This window comes from Polynucleobacter sp. MWH-S4W17, from assembly GCF_018687535.1.
GTDB lineage: Bacteria > Pseudomonadota > Gammaproteobacteria > Burkholderiales > Burkholderiaceae > Polynucleobacter.
The window spans coordinates 989,343-1,003,876 of the sequence record NZ_CP061295.1 but is presented as its reverse complement, the minus strand read 5'-3'; the positions used below and the strand labels follow the sequence as shown (position 1 = coordinate 1,003,876).

Here is a 14,534-nt window from a genome sequence, read left to right as displayed (position 1 = left end):
ATTCATTTAACTATGACATCAGCACAAAACGGATATTTCATTAGTTTCGAAGGCATCGATGGCGCAGGAAAGAGTACACACGTCGACGCCTTTAGAAATTTGATACAAGAGCGCTACCCAAACAAAGAGGTGGTGATGACACGTGAACCTGGTGGTACTGGTTTGGGCGAGCAATTACGCAACCTACTTTTAGATGCCCCCATGAATTTGGAGACTGAGGCCTTATTAATGTTTGCTGCACGTCGTGAACATATTGCACAGGTTATTGAGCCGGCGCTGTCGGCAGGAAAGATTGTAATTTCAGATCGCTTTACAGATGCTAGCTTCGCCTACCAAGGTGGTGGTCGCGGCTTGAGCTTGGTAAAGTTAAATGAATTAGAACGCTGGGTTCAGGGTCGCCCCGATGGTTCACTTTTGCAACCCAACTTAACAATTCTTTTTGACTTACCTGGTGAGATTGCGGAGGCTCGTCGCTCCAAGGTTCGAGCCCCAGATAAATTTGAAAAAATGGATCTAGATTTTTTCGAAAGAGTTCGTCAGGAATACTTGAGAAGAGCCAATGATGATTCATCACGCTTTCATCTAGTCGATGCAACAAAAACCCCTGAAGCTATTTGGGACGGTCTGAAACTTATTCAGATTGCGATTTAAGTGAAGCAAGATAATCTGATGGCGCCTTGGCTTAAACCATTATGGGAAAGTTTGGATTTTGCCAACTTCCCCAATGCGATTTTGTTGCACGGCCAGTCCGGTATCGGTAAGTTTGCGTTCTCTGTTGAACTTGCTAAGGCACTTCTTTGCGAGAATTCAAATGCAGCTATAAAGCCCTGCAATCAATGCGAGGCCTGCCACTGGTTTGATACGGGCAACCATCCGGACTTTATAGCTTTAGTTCCTGAAACACATCGAAAGCTCCTACCTCACGCTGATTATGAGAGTGACGAAACACCCAAAAGAGGTAAAGCGGCACGCGATGATGACGGCGATTCAAGCGAAAAAAAGGAGAAGAAAAATATCTCCATTGAAGAAACCCGTCATGCCATAGAAAATCTTTCAATTGGCTCACATCGTGGTGGCAATCGAGTGATATTGATTTATCCGTTAGAAATGTTGCGCACAGACTCCGCTAACACTTTATTAAAGTCTCTAGAAGAGCCTCCAGCAAACACCATTTTTATATTGTTGGCCGATCGTGTTGATCGCGTCTTACCTACGATTAGATCGCGCTGCCGACTTCTGACTGCACCACGCCCTGATCGCGAGCAGGGATTGGCTTGGCTAAAAACCCAGCTGAATAATATTGACGGCCTAAAAGTGAACGATGGGGATGTCGAAACCATTTACGATGAGCAGGGCGGAGCGCCATTCTCAGTGTTGAGCTCTTTGATCGCAAGACACAATAAAGATGAGAAGGATGAGCTCACGATATCAATTCAGGCGTCACGCTACCTATTGCAATCGATGGCTCAAGGCGTGGGAATTAATTGGCTAGATACAGCCGAGAAGACACACAAGGCTCAATATGGCTTTCTTTTGGCAAGCATGCAACGATGGATCTCAGATTTGCAGTCGGTTGCCCAGGGTGGTGCGCCACGGTATTACCCAAAGCATATATCTACACTTCAGAGTCTTTCAAAAGCAGTGAACGTTCAAAGAATGCTCCAGCTATGGAAGTCTCTGCTACAGGCTCGTCGCCATGAAAATCACCCTCTAGCCAACCGCATCCAGTTAGAAGCTTTGCTTTCCCAATACCAACAGATTTTTGGCCCATAGAATCAACCCAAGCAGTCTAAAATAACGAGTCATGTTCATAGACTCCCATTGCCACCTCGATTTCCTGGAATTTCAATCCCGTTTGCCGGAAGTATTGAGCAATATGCAGTTGGCCAAAGTGAGTCACGCTTTGTGTGTCTCGGTTGATTTGCCGGACTTTCCTAACGTACTCAAATTGGCGCAAGATCATCCCAACCTCTTCGCGTCTGTTGGCGTTCATCCTGATTACGAAGACACCCCTGAACCTACCTTTGATTTTCTGGTTGAGATGGCTTTAAAGCACCCGAAAATCGTGGCAATTGGCGAAACAGGACTTGATTACTACCGCATGGGAGATCGTAGCTATGAGTCCATGGAATGGCAACGAGCGCGGTTTAGAACCCATATCAGAGCCTCCATCGCATCTAAGAAGCCTCTCATCATCCATACAAGGGCCGCCTCTGAGGACACCATCAAAATCCTCAAAGAGGAGGGCGCTCAACAAATTGGCGGGGTGATGCATTGCTTTACTGAATCCTACGATGTTGCAAAGGCGGCCATGGATATGGGGTTTTTTATCTCTTTTTCGGGTATTGTGACCTTCAAAAGCGCTAAAGAACTCCAAGAAACCTGTAAACAGGTGCCCCTGGATAGAATGCTCATTGAGACAGATTCACCTTATTTGGCACCCATCCCATATCGCGGCAAGACAAATGAGCCTGCATGGGTATCTAAAGTCGGTGAATATATTGCCAATCTCAAAGGTGTATCCATTGAAGACCTGGCTAATCAAACTTCAAGTAATTTTTATGAATGTTTTCATATAGATAGGAAATTTTCATGAGAAATAAGATTAAGATAATTATCTGCATGCTTGGTGTTTTATTTAGCCTAAACAACTTCGCTTTAGCCCAATCAGATTCTGATATTGCTGATTTCGCTAAAGCAGCTAAATTTAACGATGTTTCTACCGTTAGATCTCTGGTTTCTAAAGGTGTTAGCCCGAATTCAATCGATGCCAAAGGTGAATTAATGCTGAATCTAGCAATTAAGGACAGGTCTGAGGATGTCATCACGTTTCTAGTGACTAATAAGGCTACTGATGTGGATATTTCCAATAAATTCGGCGAAACACCACTCATGATTGCATCTATTGAGGGCAATTTAGTCCTTGTAAAGAGCCTCATACAGGTACAAAACGCTCAAATTAATCACATAGGGTGGACTCCATTGCATTACGCATGTTCAAGGGGTCACCTTGACGTTGCCCAGTATTTGCTCGCCAACGGAGCTATTGTTGATGCTCCTAGTCCTGGCAATACAACGCCTCTAATGATGGCGGTTCAGTCTGGAAATGAAGCATTGGTTAAGTTATTGCTAGATAAAGGGGCCGATCTGCAGGTACGTAACTCACAAGGATCTACAGCAATTGATATTGCACTCATTTACGAGAAGCCATGGATTGCAGAAGGCTTAAGTTCACGCTGGCAGAAGCTTTATAAGCAGCCTTATGTGGCGCCTAAGGTTCTTGGTCAGCCTAAATCCTGATATGCCTATATGCGTATAATCATTATTATGTCAAATAAGATATATCTGTAATCCAACCTACTCAAAAATGACCATGCTTAGCCTTTTTCAAAACACTGATCTTCCTAGCTTTACAACCCTATTCAACGAGATCAATACAGATATGGGCAATAGTCAGATCTGGGTTATTGTCGTAAGCGCATGCCTGATGCTGGCTGTTCATGCAGTTGCCGTTCTGGGTATTGCCGGTGCATTTCATGCTATCGATCAAGTCATGACTAGACGGCGCATTGTTGGAGCAAGCTTTCTGTCGTATTTTGTAGCCATACTCTTAGTTATTGCTATTCATTTAGCTGAAATCGTAGTCTGGGCCTACATTTGCGTAGCCCTAAAGGTATTCCCAACTAACCCACAAACCTTTTACTTTGCCGGTGAAATGTACACCACTGTAGGATATGGTGATTACAAATTATCAGAGCAGTGGCGCATTCTGCCCATCATCATCTCTTTTTCTGGGATTTTTGCAGTATCAATGTCAGGCGCTGCCTTGTACACAATGATGGGTGCGCTACTAGGTCACAATAATCAAAACCCGAGATCTGGATCTGGTTTCTAGAATTAAGGCGTATTTACAGTTGCAATAGGGTTCTTTTGCTTGAAAACCAGCTCAAGCACCCTTCCACTTGACTCTTGAGAGCGAATGCGCCCTGGTAGCCACTCAAGGTCTTTTGCAAGCCAGATGTCTACCTGGCGCTTATAAGGGTCATTTTCTCGTTGCATTAAGGCGTAATGACGATTTATGGACTTGCCAAGACTGGGTATATCTTCTGATGTCGTCTCGCCATAACTTTTAAAGCTCCACATTTCTAGAGTGTTGTAGTCAACCACCGGTATTTGTCGAATAGACCCCGCCTCATCCAATTTGCCATCTCCATTTAATAATGAGGCGAGCTGGAACATTAAACTGAAGCGATCTTGGGTTCCGGGCAATATTTCCGGGGTGAACTCGGGTTTCTCAGAGAAGAACATCTGCCCTCGCCCACTGTCATTTCGATCAAAGCGCGAATAACGTGGGGGTTTTGTACCCCGTTGTGACCAATAGAGAATCGGGGCTATTCCATAGGAATCAACTGAGCCACGAGATTCAAATACAAACGGGCCAACAAATGCATATGGGATGTTGATATAGAGGCGATAGTTGTTACCATCAACTATCCAATCGATCTCGCCGGTTTGATACTTTTGACCATCCACATAAGAGTCGTAATAAATGATGCCTGACTCGGGTAATTTAAAAGCTACGCCTGCTTGATTGGAATCACCACCCTGCTGAGTGGTTGAACTTAGTCCTTCAATCGTATTAGTTGCAGTACTTGCCTTTGGGGTTTTCTTTACCGCTTTTGTAATATGGATTTTCTTGGGAGGTTCTACTTTTAGTTCGGTCCTAATGATTAAGTCATCTGCGATTGGTGCGGGTTCAGAAAAAGAGATGAAAGGTAGCCCAAAAAAAAGAATGAGATGTCCTAATACAGATAGCAGCAAAGCTGCAAGAATGATTCTGAAGGAATATATCTTGGGTGGATGAAAAAAATTACACCGCCCTATTCTTGGGCTCAGATTAGACCTTCTAGAAGGCGGCTATTTTTAGGCAGATTGGCTGCAAGGAAGTCCATTTGATCTGCCAATATATTACGGCCTTTCAGGATCATATCTTCATAAAGACTGGGTAAGTACGGGGTATACAACAAGGACATGCCCGCCTGATCTGGAGTACGATTACCTTTACGTTGATTACAAGGTCTGCACGAAATGACTAAGTTCATCCAGCTATATTTACCACCACGACTATTGGGTATGATGTGCTCGGCTTCAGCTTGGTTTTCGTGTATGGGGTCACCACAATAAGCACATAGTCCGCGATCACGCTTGAACAGTTTATGTTTCGTAATTACAGGAACCACATCAAAGAGGTTGATCTTGGTACTGCCCTTTACCGCAATGATGGAGTGCAATTCGATAATGGACTGCTTGCCAGTAGATCTTGAAATACCGCCACGCATTTGGAAAATGGGGTCACCTAAAGTCCACAAAACGCTACTATCCGCATATTGCTTGGTGGCTTCTTCTGTATTAACCCAGCCCTGAGGAATTCCACCTGCGTCTAATTTCAAGATGCTCAGCACAAACTCTCCTTTCTAGACAGCGCAAATGAGCAGCAGCTGTTTAGATCATCTTACAGAAGAAGCGAGCAGCAATCAATCCATCATGAAGCAATGAAATTTAAGACTTTGAGCAAGTGGTCGGGATAATCTGAAATGCCATGGTCACCCCCATCAAGCACCAGCTGCTCTGAACCCCTGTAGAAATCAACCATTTCCTGCCAATCCAGGAGCTCGTCACCTTTTGCGGCGATCAGAAAGTAACGCGACGGGTTGCTAATAGATTCAACCTGTAGCGCCTTTAGTTCATAAATGTATTCTGGACGAAAATCGTAGGGCTCATTGGTGTCGTATGAGGTCAGCATTCCAACATGCGGCGCCAACTCTTTCGGTGCTCTAACTGCTGGGTTAAGAGCTACGGCTTTGCAGCCAAACTTTTCGGCCAAGTAGTTGGTGTAGTAGCCACCCAAAGAAGAGCCGATAACTACTAAGCGATCATGTGTTGATGCTTCAATATGCCGTATCACCATATCCATGCTGTCCTTTGGTGAAGCTAACAATTGAGGACAATACCACTCCATTGGATTATTCGCAGTGGATAAGGCTTTTATTGCATCCCCCGTCAAGACCGCTTTACTCGATCTTGGGGAGGAGCGAAAACCATGTAAATAGACTACTAAAGTTGAAGGCATGTGGGTGCTTATGCCTTTTGCCCAATTTCAAAGTTTGCAAGCTTCTCTAGAGCGCGCACCATTGCTGAGTGATCCCAGGCTTTACCACCATGAGCTGCGCATGAATTAAATAATTCCTGTGCTGTGGCTGTATTTGGCAATGAAACACCCAAAGCTCTAGCGCTATTGAGGGCAAGGTTTAAATCTTTTTGATGTAATTCAATTCTGAAACCGGGATCAAAGGTGCGCTTGACCATTCTTTCGCCGTGCACCTCTAATATCTTGGAGCTTGCAAAACCGCCCATTAAAGCCTGACGTACCTTTGCAGGATCTGCACCAGCTTTTGAAGCGAACAATAGTGCTTCTGCTACGGCCTCAATATTCAGGGCAACAATAATTTGATTGGCCACCTTAGCAGTTTGACCATCTCCATTTCCGCCAACAAGATTAATATTTTTGCCCATCAACTCAAATACTGGCTTCACCTTATCAAAGACACCCTCATCTCCGCCAACCATGATTGAAAGGGTCGCATTTTTTGCACCAAGCTCACCGCCAGAAACTGGAGCATCTAAGTAATCGCAGCCCAATGCATTTATTTTCTTAGCAAACTCTTTGGTAGAAATTGGGGATATGGAACTCATATCAACAACAATCTTTCCTTTAGAGAGGCCTGATGCTATACCGTTATCACCAAATAGCACCCTCTCAACATCAGGAGTATCTGGGACCATCGTAAAAATAATGTCGGCTGTGCTCGCAACTTCTTGAGGTGAAGCACATTGCACTGCTGATGAACATGCCAGCCCTTCTGGTACCTTGCTACGAGTATTAATAAACACCTCGTGGCCTGCATTGATTAAATGGCTCGCCATGGGTGCGCCCATTATTCCCAAACCAACAAATCCTAGCTTTAATTGCTTGCTCATAATGTCTCCGTATCGTTATTGATTTAAATTTTTAATCCAGCCCAATCCTGCTTCAGTATTGGATGATGGTTTATATTCGCAGCCAATCCAACCTTGATAGCCAATGCTATCGATGAACTGAAATAGATGCGGGTAATTAATTTCTCCAGTGCCTGGCTCATTTCTGCCAGGATTATCCGCCAATTGAATATGGGCAATTTTAGAAAGATTGGCTTCTATAGTTTTGCAGAGCTCACCTTCCATACGCTGGGCATGGTAGATGTCATACTGAATAAATAAATTATCTGAACCTACCTCATTCAGAATATCTAGGGCTTGCTGCGTTCTGGATAAATAGAAGCCAGGAATATCGAAAGTATTTATTGGCTCTATTAGAAGTTTGATATTGGCATTTTTTAGTTCAGTTGCCGCATAACGTAAGTTTGAAATAAATGTTTTATGCAATAACTCTTTATCAGCACCGGCAGGAATTTTTCCAGCCAAACAATTTAACTGCTTAACATCAAGCGCCTTTGCATAATTAATAGCTTTAGCAACGCCCTCCTGAAATTCTGCAACACGATCTGGCAAACAGGCAATGCCACGCTCTCCAGCTTCCCAATCACCTGCAGGTAAATTATGGAGAACTAATTTGAGTTTATTTTGCTCCAGCTTTTGCTTGATATCTTCAGCAGAGAAAGCATAAGGAAAGAGAAATTCAACGGCCTGAAATCCAGACTTCGCCGCCTTTTCAAACCGCTCCATAAATGGCGCTTCATTAAATAGCATGGTGAGATTGGCGGCAAACTGTGGCATTTAAATTCCTTGTATAAGAAACAGGCAAAACAATGTGATGGGAGATATTAACAAAAGATAGCCATTTAAGCCTTGCCATCTAATATCTGGCTATGTGGCCTAAATTAGCCCTAAAAATAGGCTAAGATTGAATTTAGTACCTTTTATAAATAAGGAAAAATGATGAATATTAAATATGCTCCGATTGCTTTGGTTATTGCAACCCTTTTTGTTGGAACTTCCACGGCTTTTGCTCAATCTACGCCTGCGGCCAAACCAACAGTTATCGATGCTGCCGTAACAGAAAATCGTTATCAGCTATTTGAAGGTGAAGTGGTCAAAATTGACAAGAAGACTCGCACTATTACCTTTAAAAACAAAGATGGTGAATCTAAGTTTGTCGCTGGTCCTGACATCACTAACTTTGCTCAGATTAAAAAAGGTGATCGAGTTAATGTAAATTACGAGCTCGCCGTGGCTATTGAGTTGATGAAGACTAAAAGTGATGGCGTTCGCTCAAAAGTTGAAACCAACACGGCAACCAAATCTAAGACCAATGAAAAACCATCCGAGACGATTACCAATAAAACAACCATCATCGCTGATATTGTGGAAGTAAATCGCGAGAAAAAACTGGTTTCCGTTAAGGGCCCAAGCGGCAAGATCACAACCGTTACCGTCAAGAACCCTGCTCTGTTGGCGGATGTTAACGTGGGTGAGCAAGTTAAAGTGATTTACTTTGATGCAATGGCTGCATCAATTAGCGCGCCCAAGAAGTAACCCACTAAACCTGGCCTTTGCAGAGTCAAAGGTCAGGCCAATCCTTCCGTATCGGGACGTTTTTTACTCGCCAGAATCTTTAGTGAGTGATCTTCTCATCACGCTACGCATTTTTTGATCACCCTCAACCATGAGCTTTAATCTGGTTTCGCTAACTAGCACAGCCATTTTTGCGTTGTACTGCTCACGGCGAAGAAGCTCTACTAAGACACCTGTTAGAAGGGTGTAAGAGAGATAAACGGACAAGGTAGTTACATCTCTTTGATCAACTACCGAAAGAGCGCCAAAAGGCTCCATAAAGTAAAAGATCAACAATGGGGCGCTGAGCACAAGCGTAAGGAACGCCGGGAAGATGCCGAAAAAAAACGCAATCAAAATGGTATTCACTTGAAAGAAAAATAGAGGTAAAGATCCGCCTAGAAAAGGGTGAAGGACATAGCGGAGGGAAAAGGCGATCAGAACCCCAAATACTGCTACCAAATAACCATAGCTCTTATTTGGGCACCAGCGTTTTGCGTTTAAGTTATGTCTCATCTTTTTTACCTATTTCGGTGTATCCTAACCCATCTCTTTGAATAAGCCCATATTTCGATGTTAGAGCCAGTTATCTCTCACGCAAAGCAGGATCTCACCATTCTTATTCCTGGCCTTAATGGCAGCGGCTTAGAACTTGGACAACTACCCCGCTTTCTTGAGGCTGCGGGTCATGACGTCTTAATTCCAGAAATTCCAGGCTTTTTGTTTGGAAGCCCCGCAAGCAAATTTGGTGGCTGGGTTCAGGAACTACATCAAATTATTGACGCGCAAAAGGAAATCTACGCGACAGTCAATCTAGCAGGAATTAGCATGGGCGCTACATTGGCAACGCTAGTGGCCACACAAAGAACAGATATTTCTTCCCTGGTGCTAATGTCGCCCGTCCTCAGATATGACGGCTGGTCCATACCGTTTTATAGGCCTATTTTAGATTTACTCTGTTTTTTGGGCTTTCTAAATTGGGAATACTCTGAGCGTGAGCCTTTTGGCGTCAAGAATATTGACTTACGTCGTCGCATCAGTGAGAAATTTAAAACCTCTAAGGTGTCTGAGGTGGGCGCTGCATCTATGTCGGCGGGACACGTTTATGAGGCCAAGAAACTCATGGCTAGCACCAAAAATAGCCTGCAAGATCTTAAATGTAGATTACTCATAATACAGTCCGTAGAGGACGACACATGCTCTGTATGGTCGGCAGAAGAAATCCTTGAGCACTGTAAGTCAGAGGTACGTAGAGTTATATGGCTGGGAAATAGTTACCATATTGTCACAATCGATAATGAGCGCGAAATTGTTCTGAACGAAGTGTTGAACTTTGTAGCCCAGACTAGCGCCGTCGAGCGACATCACTTCGATCCAGCAACCAGTGAAAATCGCAAAGTTCTTAAATTAAGAGCTGGCTACGAATAGAAAAAGCCCCCGATTAAGGGGGCTTTTAATTTGTCTTGGCGGAACGGACGGGACTCGAACCCGCGACCCTCGGCGTGACAGGCCGATATTCTAACCAACTGAACTACCGCTCCAAATACATCGCGTAACACAACATCATACAACTTTACTTCTACCAGAAGAATCTGGCGTCCCCAGGGGGATTCGAACCCCCGTACTCACCGTGAAAGGGTGATGTCCTAGGCCTCTAGACGATGGGGACCTGGACTACTACATAAAACTATTTTAAATGCTTGGTGGAGATAAGCGGGATCGAACCGCTGACCTCTTGCATGCCATGCAAGCGCTCTCCCAGCTGAGCTATACCCCCGAAATCCCGCGATAAAACTACAAGACACTCAAAACAATCCAAGATTTTATCCTATTTTTGTGCAGGTGCGCAAATTCTCTATTGGACTACCTTAGAAAGCCTTTTGACAGCCTCCTCCTTGCCCAACACAACCAGTACAGAATCAATCGCTGGGGTCTGTGTGGTGGCAAATAATGCGTATCTAACGGGCATTGCTAGTGCCGGCATTTTGATTTGGTACTTTGCCAATATTTGCTTAAAAACAGCTGCATAAGCTTCTTTAGTCGGTTCAGCGGTTGAAATAGCTTCAACCAAATCCTTTAAGGCAGGCATAACGGCTTCAGCAATATTTTCCTTAATTTGATCAGCAGTTAAATTGGGTGCCGGCAAATAAAAAAGCTTTGCACCCTCGGCAATCTCAATCAGGGTATTGGCTCGATCTTTTAATAGGCTAACCACCTGAACAAAGTCTGGGCCAGCTTCGGTATCCATACCCATCTCATGTGCAAATGGCTTAGTAGCAGCTGCTAGTTTTACTGGATCGGAATTCTGAATATATTGATGATTTAGCCAAAGTAATTTTTCTGGATTATGTTGCGCTGGTGAGCGCCCTAAACTTTCTAAATCAAACCAATTTACAAACTGTTCCTTTGTAAATACCTCGGCATCCCCATGAGACCAGCCAAGTCTTGCAAGGTAATTCAGGATTGCATCAGGAAGGTAACCTGCTCTTTGATAATCTCTCACACTCATTGCGCCATTACGCTTACTCATTTTTTCACCGGCGTCATTAAGCACGGTTGGCAGATGGGCATAAACAGGCGGGGATCCGCCAAGGGCCTTCATGATGTTAATTTGTCTTGGGGTGTTATTGACGTGGTCATCACCTCTAATGACGTGGGTGATGTTCATATCCATGTCATCAATCACCACGCAAAAGTTGTAGGTAGGTGTTCCGTCTGGCCTAGCAATAACCAAATCATCCAACTCATCATTGCTAATTTCTATTTGACCTTTGACAGCGTCATTCCAAATGACTGACCCGCCAATTGGATTCTTAAAGCGGATTACTGGGCTTACACCTTCGGGAACGGGCGGCAATGTTTTGCCAGGCTCAGGTCTCCAAAGTCCGTTATAGCGAGGCTTTTCTTTACTTGCCATTTGCTGATCACGGAGTTTATTGAGCTCTTCTTCGCTCATGTAGCAGGGATAGGCCAATCCAGAATCCAACATTTGTTTTACTACTTCACGGTATCGATCAATACGCTGCATCTGATAGATTGGACCTTCATCCAAATCGAGGCCAAGCCACGCCATTCCTTCGATAATGACGTCAACTGCTTCCTGTGATGAGCGCTCAAGGTCAGTATCTTCAATACGAAGAATGAAGTCACCCTTATTGTGGCGCGCAAAAGCCCACGGATAAAGAGCGCTGCGAAGATTTCCCAGATGAATAAAGCCCGTGGGACTTGGGGCGAAACGTGTACGGATATGCATAAACCGCATTATCTCAGGTCGCGCTTACTGAGACTAAAACCGAAAAAAAGTGGATACTTTGCTCTATGAATGAATTACTAGTCTTTATGTGTGATGGCGCCCCAGTTCGCGGGGAAATAGTCTCGATTGGAAGCGCCTGGCAGGCCGTGCTAGAGCGTCGTAATGACCCCCCTGCCGTCCGTCGGATTCTGGGTGACTTTGTTGGTGCAGCCACCCTTCTAAGTGCTAGCCTTAAATTTGATGGGACCCTCATAATTCAAGCGCAAAGCAATGGCCCTATTCAGCTTCTGGTTGTGGAATGTAAGTCTGATTTATCCATGAGGGCTACAGTAAAGCTCTCAGTTGACCCCTCTGAAATAATGCCCGACGCAACATTAGCCGATCTACTGGATGTGAGTGGGAGCGGAAGACTAGTAATCACCCTGGATCCAGCAGACCGCGAACCAGGACAGGCGCCCTATCAAGGCATCGTAGCGCTTCAAGATCATCAAGGCGTAGTCATTAAGCCGGTCACCAGCGCTGCAGAGGCTATAGCCCTGTATATGCAAAACTCCGAACAATTGGACACGCGCATTTGGCTTGCTTCCAGCGATACCCATGTCGGCGGTTTATTGCTACAGCGCCTACCAAATTCAGGAGGTCATGCCCATTTGGATCCACAGGTTGCTGCTGAAGGCTGGTCACGCATTCAAACGCTTGGGGAAACAATCACTAATGAAGAATTATTAACACTTCCACCAGAGACTATTTTGAGGCGTTTATTTTTGGAAGAGTCCGCCGAGAATGGAGTTCGCAGCTTCCCTGCTCGCCCCATTCGTTTTGCCTGTAGATGCTCTCGCGCTAAGGTTGCGGATATTTTGAGAATGCTTGGTGAAGAAGAGGTTCAAAGCATTCTTGCGGAGCAGGGAGCCGTGGAGACCATCTGTGATTTCTGTGCAAAACCATACCGCTTTGATGCGGTTGATTGCCTGCAGGTATTTAAAACAGATTTATTGAGTGATGCCACAAGACCCCCATCCAGCGGTCATTAAAAAGTTACTGTTTTGTGGCTTGGGAAGTTGATGTCTTATCCGCCGGCAAGATTTGCACAAAAAACTCACCCTCTTTAATTAAGCCATGCTCAACGCGGGCACGCTCTTCAATTGCTCGAGTACCATCTTTTAAATCTTTAACATCGCCGGATAGCTTTGTATTACGAAGAGCCAAGAGACTATTTTTAGCGTCTTGAAGCTCTACCTGTCGCTCCATCTCGTAAACCTTTAGCCATCCACCCTTACCCAGCCAAAGTGGGTACTGGATTGCTATCAGCAATACCAGCATAGAGTAGATGACGATCCGCATAAGCTATTAAGTACTCTGAATTAGCGTTTGAGGTTATAGAAAACAGATTTACCTGGGTAAGTTGCCACATCGCCCAGATCTTCTTCAATACGCAATAACTGATTGTATTTAGCAATCCGATCAGAGCGAGATAAAGAACCAGTTTTAATTTGACCTGCGTTGGTACCAACAGCAATATCTGCAATGGTGCTGTCTTCAGTCTCGCCAGAGCGATGGGAAATCACTGCAGTGTAGTTTGCGCGCTTAGCCATTTCAATAGCAGCAAACGTTTCTGTCAATGTGCCAATTTGATTAATCTTAATCAGAATAGAGTTGGCAATGCCTTTGTCTATTCCTTCTTGGAGGATGCGGGTGTTAGTAACAAACAAATCATCGCCAACCAATTGAATTTTCTTACCAAGCTTTTTGGTGATGTCAGCCCAGCCATCCCAGTCACCTTCATGCATGCCATCTTCAATCGATACGATTGGGAACTGGTCTGTCAAGTTACCAAGGTAATCAGAGAACTCGCTTGAGCTTAATTGGAGACCTTCGCCTGACAAGTGATATTTGCCATCTTTGTAGAACTCACTAGCTGCGCAATCTAGGGCCAATAGAACATCTTCGCCTGCCGTATAGCCTGCACCCTCAATTGCTTTCATGATGGTCTGCAAGCATTCGTGATTACTCTTGAAGTTTGGTGCAAAACCACCCTCATCACCAACAGTAGTCGGCATACCTTGAGCGCCCAAGATCTTTTTTAGCTCATGGAAGATCTCTGCACCACAACGAAGTGCGTCACGGAAGTTTTCTGCACCAACTGGCATCACCATGAATTCTTGAATATCTAAACTGTTATTGGCATGTGCACCACCATTAACGATATTCATCATAGGGACTGGTAACTGCATACCGCCAGAGCCGCCAAAATAACGATATAAAGGTAGACCCGCTTCTTCAGCTGCTGCTCTGGCTACGGCCATAGAAACCGCAAGCGTTGCATTTGCACCTAAGCGTGCTTTGTTATGAGTGCCATCCAATTCAATCAGGGTACGATCAAGAAAGGCTTGCTCACTAGCATCAAGCCCAAGGATGGATTCTGCAATCTCAATATTGATGTTTTGAACAGCCTTGAGGACGCCCTTACCCAAGTAACGCGTCTTGTCTCCATCGCGCAACTCAATTGCCTCACGCGACCCTGTGGACGCTCCAGAAGGTACGGCCGCACGACCCATAACACCTGACTCAAGCAACACATCGCATTCAACCGTTGGGTTACCGCGTGAATCCAGAACTTCTCTACCGATGATGTCAACAATGGCGCTCATGCACCTTCTCCTTAAAACAATAT

The 14,534-nt window shown here is 44.7% G+C and carries 17 protein-coding genes and 3 tRNA genes; 8 read left to right on the top strand and 12 right to left on the bottom strand.

Features of this window, described 5'->3' with window-relative positions:
* The first annotated feature begins 12 nt into the window (after window positions 1-12).
* The 5 genes from tmk (at window position 13) to C2755_RS05210 (ending at window position 3,895) form a co-directional block, all read left to right on the top strand.
* Window positions 13-651, top strand: a complete 639-nt coding sequence (gene tmk / locus C2755_RS05230) for a dTMP kinase (RefSeq protein WP_215322193.1) — start codon at window positions 13-15, stop codon at window positions 649-651.
* Entirely contained in the window at window positions 652-1,773 is a 1,122-nt protein-coding gene (locus C2755_RS05225; protein ID WP_215322192.1) for a DNA polymerase III subunit delta', read from the top strand.
* 31 nt (window positions 1,774-1,804) lie between these two features.
* The gene (locus C2755_RS05220) at window positions 1,805-2,596 is read left to right on the top strand and encodes a TatD family hydrolase (RefSeq protein WP_215322190.1); all 792 of its coding nucleotides are present in this window, start codon (window positions 1,805-1,807) and stop codon (window positions 2,594-2,596) included.
* Window positions 2,593-3,300 (top strand): ankyrin repeat domain-containing protein, encoded by a 708-nt coding sequence (locus tag C2755_RS05215; protein WP_215322188.1) that lies wholly within the window; start codon window positions 2,593-2,595, stop codon window positions 3,298-3,300. Before C2755_RS05220 ends, C2755_RS05215 begins: the two co-directional genes overlap by 4 nt.
* Before the next feature lie 73 nt (window positions 3,301-3,373).
* A complete protein-coding gene (locus C2755_RS05210) occupies window positions 3,374-3,895 on the top strand; it encodes an ion channel (protein WP_215322186.1) in 522 nt (173 codons plus the stop codon).
* A gap of 2 nt (window positions 3,896-3,897) precedes the next feature.
* Here C2755_RS05210 and C2755_RS05205 read toward each other — a convergent pair whose 3' ends face one another.
* From C2755_RS05205 to hyi, 5 genes are all read right to left on the bottom strand, one after another.
* On the bottom strand, window positions 3,898-4,821 hold the full coding sequence (locus tag C2755_RS05205; protein ID WP_251368555.1) for a DUF3108 domain-containing protein: 924 nt from the start codon (window positions 4,819-4,821) through the stop codon (window positions 3,898-3,900).
* Between the two features lie 71 nt (window positions 4,822-4,892).
* Complete coding sequence (locus C2755_RS05200; RefSeq protein ID WP_371816841.1) at window positions 4,893-5,462, bottom strand: HNH endonuclease; 570 nt, start codon at window positions 5,460-5,462, stop codon at window positions 4,893-4,895.
* Window positions 5,463-5,542: 80 nt separating this feature from the next.
* The gene (locus C2755_RS05195) at window positions 5,543-6,130 is read right to left on the bottom strand and encodes a YqiA/YcfP family alpha/beta fold hydrolase (RefSeq protein ID WP_215322184.1); all 588 of its coding nucleotides are present in this window, start codon (window positions 6,128-6,130) and stop codon (window positions 5,543-5,545) included.
* Window positions 6,131-6,138: 8 nt separating this feature from the next.
* Window positions 6,139-7,038: a 2-hydroxy-3-oxopropionate reductase gene (gene glxR / locus C2755_RS05190; RefSeq protein WP_371816840.1), complete on the bottom strand. Its 900-nt coding sequence runs from the start codon at window positions 7,036-7,038 to the stop codon at window positions 6,139-6,141.
* A 15-nt stretch (window positions 7,039-7,053) separates the two neighbouring features.
* Window positions 7,054-7,833: a hydroxypyruvate isomerase gene (gene hyi / locus C2755_RS05185; RefSeq protein WP_215322182.1), complete on the bottom strand. Its 780-nt coding sequence runs from the start codon at window positions 7,831-7,833 to the stop codon at window positions 7,054-7,056.
* Between the two features lie 159 nt (window positions 7,834-7,992).
* Here hyi and C2755_RS05180 point away from each other — a divergent pair, with 159 nt between their 5' ends.
* A complete protein-coding gene (locus C2755_RS05180; RefSeq protein ID WP_251368554.1) occupies window positions 7,993-8,592 on the top strand; it encodes a hypothetical protein in 600 nt (199 codons plus the stop codon).
* Window positions 8,593-8,655: 63 nt separating this feature from the next.
* On the opposite strand, the gene C2755_RS05175 is transcribed toward C2755_RS05180, so the two are convergent.
* Window positions 8,656-9,126 (bottom strand): DUF4118 domain-containing protein, encoded by a 471-nt coding sequence (locus C2755_RS05175; RefSeq protein WP_215322180.1) that lies wholly within the window; start codon window positions 9,124-9,126, stop codon window positions 8,656-8,658.
* Window positions 9,127-9,183: 57 nt separating this feature from the next.
* On the opposite strand from C2755_RS05175, the gene C2755_RS05170 reads away from it, so the two are divergent.
* Window positions 9,184-10,038: a carboxylesterase gene (locus tag C2755_RS05170; protein WP_215322179.1), complete on the top strand. Its 855-nt coding sequence runs from the start codon at window positions 9,184-9,186 to the stop codon at window positions 10,036-10,038.
* A gap of 36 nt (window positions 10,039-10,074) precedes the next feature.
* Here C2755_RS05170 and C2755_RS05165 read toward each other — a convergent pair.
* The 4 genes from C2755_RS05165 to gltX all read right to left on the bottom strand — a co-directional run bounded on the left by C2755_RS05165 (window position 10,075) and on the right by gltX (window position 11,872).
* Window positions 10,075-10,151, bottom strand: a tRNA-Asp gene (locus C2755_RS05165).
* Between the two features lie 52 nt (window positions 10,152-10,203).
* A tRNA-Glu gene (locus C2755_RS05160) sits at window positions 10,204-10,279 on the bottom strand.
* Between the two features lie 32 nt (window positions 10,280-10,311).
* Window positions 10,312-10,387 (bottom strand) — tRNA-Ala (locus C2755_RS05155).
* Window positions 10,388-10,465: 78 nt separating this feature from the next.
* Entirely contained in the window at window positions 10,466-11,872 is a 1,407-nt protein-coding gene (gene gltX, locus C2755_RS05150; protein ID WP_215322177.1) for a glutamate--tRNA ligase, read from the bottom strand.
* 56 nt (window positions 11,873-11,928) lie between these two features.
* Between gltX and C2755_RS05145 the strand changes: the two genes are divergently transcribed.
* Entirely contained in the window at window positions 11,929-12,894 is a 966-nt protein-coding gene (locus tag C2755_RS05145; protein ID WP_215322175.1) for an Hsp33 family molecular chaperone HslO, read from the top strand.
* 4 nt (window positions 12,895-12,898) lie between these two features.
* Here C2755_RS05145 and ftsB read toward each other — a convergent pair whose 3' ends face one another.
* Both ftsB and eno read right to left on the bottom strand, forming a co-directional pair.
* Entirely contained in the window at window positions 12,899-13,204 is a 306-nt protein-coding gene (gene ftsB / locus C2755_RS05140; RefSeq protein WP_215322174.1) for a cell division protein FtsB, read from the bottom strand.
* Window positions 13,205-13,224: 20 nt separating this feature from the next.
* Complete coding sequence (gene eno / locus C2755_RS05135; protein WP_215322172.1) at window positions 13,225-14,511, bottom strand: phosphopyruvate hydratase; 1,287 nt, start codon at window positions 14,509-14,511, stop codon at window positions 13,225-13,227.
* Window positions 14,512-14,534 lie beyond the last annotated feature (23 nt).

Excerpts from the sequence above, each read along its gene's own strand:
- tmk (WP_215322193.1), top strand. The coding sequence starts at position 13 with ATGACATCAGCACAAAACGGATATTTCATTAGTTTCGAAGGCATCGAT.
- C2755_RS05220 (WP_215322190.1), top strand. The coding sequence starts at position 1,805 with ATGTTCATAGACTCCCATTGCCACCTCGATTTCCTGGAATTTCAATCC.
- C2755_RS05215 (WP_215322188.1), top strand. The coding sequence starts at position 2,593 with ATGAGAAATAAGATTAAGATAATTATCTGCATGCTTGGTGTTTTATTT.
- C2755_RS05210 (WP_215322186.1), top strand. The coding sequence starts at position 3,374 with ATGCTTAGCCTTTTTCAAAACACTGATCTTCCTAGCTTTACAACCCTA.
- C2755_RS05195 (WP_215322184.1), bottom strand. The coding sequence starts at position 6,130 with ATGCCTTCAACTTTAGTAGTCTATTTACATGGTTTTCGCTCCTCCCCA.
- glxR (WP_371816840.1), bottom strand. The coding sequence starts at position 7,038 with ATGAGCAAGCAATTAAAGCTAGGATTTGTTGGTTTGGGAATAATGGGC.
- hyi (WP_215322182.1), bottom strand. The coding sequence starts at position 7,833 with ATGCCACAGTTTGCCGCCAATCTCACCATGCTATTTAATGAAGCGCCA.
- C2755_RS05180 (WP_251368554.1), top strand. The coding sequence starts at position 7,993 with ATGATGAATATTAAATATGCTCCGATTGCTTTGGTTATTGCAACCCTT.
- C2755_RS05175 (WP_215322180.1), bottom strand. The coding sequence starts at position 9,126 with ATGAGACATAACTTAAACGCAAAACGCTGGTGCCCAAATAAGAGCTAT.
- C2755_RS05170 (WP_215322179.1), top strand. The coding sequence starts at position 9,184 with ATGTTAGAGCCAGTTATCTCTCACGCAAAGCAGGATCTCACCATTCTT.
- gltX (WP_215322177.1), bottom strand. The coding sequence starts at position 11,872 with ATGCGGTTTATGCATATCCGTACACGTTTCGCCCCAAGTCCCACGGGC.
- C2755_RS05145 (WP_215322175.1), top strand. The coding sequence starts at position 11,929 with ATGAATGAATTACTAGTCTTTATGTGTGATGGCGCCCCAGTTCGCGGG.
- ftsB (WP_215322174.1), bottom strand. The coding sequence starts at position 13,204 with ATGCGGATCGTCATCTACTCTATGCTGGTATTGCTGATAGCAATCCAG.
- eno (WP_215322172.1), bottom strand. The coding sequence starts at position 14,511 with ATGAGCGCCATTGTTGACATCATCGGTAGAGAAGTTCTGGATTCACGC.